The sequence below is a fragment of the Streptomyces recifensis genome, from assembly GCF_002154615.1.
Taxonomy (GTDB): Bacteria; Actinomycetota; Actinomycetes; order Streptomycetales; family Streptomycetaceae; genus Streptomyces; species Streptomyces griseoluteus.
In genome coordinates this window covers 1-2,209 of sequence record NZ_MUNH01000805.1, presented here as the reverse complement: position 1 = coordinate 2,209, position 2,209 = coordinate 1, and the positions used below count along the sequence as shown (strand labels likewise).

The window sequence follows — 2,209 nt, the reverse complement described above, 5'->3', positions numbered from 1 at the left end:
GAACAGCACACCCTCCCGCTGGAGGCCCTCAACGCCGCGCTGGTCCGGCACGGCGTCCCCACCCGGATGTTCGGCAGCGCCGTCCCCGCCGACGCCCTCACCGCCGCGGTACGGCGGCTCGGTCCGGCAGCGGTCGTGCTGTGGTCCCAGTCCCGCGCCACCGCCGGCCTGCCGCTCGCCCGGCATGTCGCGGGCATCGAGTGGGGCGTGCGCGGCGCCCGCGGGCAGACCCTGATGATGCTCGGCGGCCCCGGCTGGACGGGCCGCTCCAGTCACGGCATGCTCCGCCCGACCGGACTCGCCGACGCCCTCGACACCCTGACCGCCGCCTACGGCACCGAGCCCGGGCGGGACCTCACTCCAGCCCGCGCGCGTGCCTGAAGCGGTCCAGGCCGTCCTTGAGGTCGACGATCGGGTCCGGGTAGTCCCCGAGCTTCGCCCGGTCCGGCCCGCCCAGCTTCCACGGCTCGTGCACCGCCGCGCCCTCCACGTGCGCCAACTCCTCGACCCAGCGCCGGACATAGGCGCCGTCCGGGTCGTACCGCCTGGCCTGGGCCGTCGGGTTCAGCACCCGGTTGGGGCGGGTGTCGGTGCCCGTGCCGGCCGTCCACTGCCAGTTGAGCTGGTTGTTGGCCACGTCCCCGTCGACCAGCAGGTCCAGGAAGTGCCGTGCGCCCACCCGCCAGTCCACGTACAGCGTCTTGGTCAGGAAGCTCGCGGTGAGCAGCCGGCCCCGGTTGTGCATCCAGCCCTCGTGCCGCAACTGCCGCATCGCCGCGTCCACGATCGGGTAGCCGGTACGGCCGTCCCGCCACGCCTGGACGTCCGCCTCGGCCTTCCTGCCGGTGCGCCAACGGTCGTGCCGGGTGCGGTAGTCGGCACGGGACGCCTCCGGACGCACCGCCAGCAACTGCCGGTTGAAGTCCCGCCAGGCGACCTGCCGGACGAACGCCTCCGCTCCCGCGCCGCCCTCCAGCCGTGCCCGGTGCACGAGTTCCACCGGGGAGACGGTGCCGAAGTGCAGGTGCGGGGAGAGCCGGGAGGTGCCGTCGCCGGCCAGGTCGTCGTGCTGGTCCTCGTACGCGTCGATCCCCGTGCGCAGCCATTCGGCCACCATCCGGCGCCCCGCCGCCTCACCGCCCTCCGCGAGCGCCGGGGAAGTGCCCGACACCGCGTCACGGGAAGGGAGTTCCTCGGACTTGACGCCCTCCGGCACGCTCACCTTCCGAGGCGCGCCGAGCGGGTCACGCTGCGCACGTCCGGACCAGTGGCGGAAGTACGGGGTGAACACGGCGAAGTGGTCCGAGGCCATCGGGGTCACCGCACCCGGCTCCACGGCGGCGGTCACCGTGTCGTGGACGTGCAGCCTGCGGCCGTCCGCCTCCAGCGCGGTGCGCAGGGCGTGCTCGCGGTGGTGCGCGTAGCCGCTGGCGTCGGCTGCCATGTGCACCTCGTCGGCGTCCGCCTCCGCCACCACCCTCAGCACTTCGGCCACCACGTCACCGGAGCGCACCACGAGCCGTCCGCCGCGCTCGCGCAGCCCTGCGTCCAGGTCCCGCAGGCAGTCGGCGAGGAACGCCAGCCGGTTGGGCGCGGCGAACCCCGCGCCGTCGATGCCGTCGTCGCGCACGAACAGCGGCACCACCTGCCGGGCCCCGTCCAGGGCCGCGCGCAGCGGCGGATGGTCGTGCAGACGCAGGTCGGCGGTGAAGAGGACGACCGAGGTGTTCATCGAACGGCTCCGGAGCAGGGGATGCTTACGGTGGACTCTTCCGGGCGAGCGCCCCGCACGGACGCGGACGTCAACGCCGTGCCCGCTTTTTCAGCCTCCGGTGCTGGAGCCCCAGGTTCTTGATGCCGCGCCCCCGCAGCCCCCGGTTCCTGATCGTCGGGACCGGACCGTGGACGGCGGCCCGCGCGATGTTCCGGGCCATCCCGCCGAACACGATCTCGTGGAACGGCGACACCGACCACCAGTACGCCTGGCCGAGCAGCCCGCGCGGATGGAACAGCGCGCGCTGGCGGTACCGGCTGCGCCCCTCGCCGCACGGCTCCGCGTACATCTCCAGCCAGGCCAGGCCCGGCAGCCGCATCTCGGCTCGCAGCCGCAGCAGATGGCCCGGCTCGATCTCCTCCACCCGCCAGAAGTCCAGCGAGTCGCCCACCCGCAGCCGCTCCGCGTCCCGGCGGCCCCGGCGCAGGCCCACCC

2 protein-coding genes and 1 pseudogene are annotated in these 2,209 nt (G+C 74.3%); 1 reads left to right on the top strand and 2 read right to left on the bottom strand.

The window, feature by feature from the left end; genetic code table 11:
- A pseudogene (locus CCN33_RS29865) lies at positions 1 to 381 on the top strand (cobalamin B12-binding domain-containing protein); the annotation flags it as partial.
- On the opposite strand, the gene CCN33_RS29860 reads toward CCN33_RS29865, so the two are convergent.
- Complete coding sequence (locus tag CCN33_RS29860) at positions 356 to 1,732, bottom strand: cryptochrome/photolyase family protein (RefSeq protein WP_086696444.1); 1,377 nt, start codon at positions 1,730 to 1,732, stop codon at positions 356 to 358. The pseudogene CCN33_RS29865 and the gene CCN33_RS29860 overlap by 26 nt on opposite strands.
- A gap of 70 nt (positions 1,733 to 1,802) precedes the next feature.
- Positions 1,803 to 2,209, bottom strand: a 407-nt coding sequence (locus tag CCN33_RS29855) for a DUF2867 domain-containing protein (protein WP_140394762.1), incomplete at its 5' end; no start/stop codon positions are given.

Bases quoted from the DNA above. Each gene is read 5' to 3' on its own strand.
- CCN33_RS29860 (WP_086696444.1), bottom strand. From the start codon at position 1,732: ATGAACACCTCGGTCGTCCTCTTCACCGCCGACCTGCGTCTGCACGAC.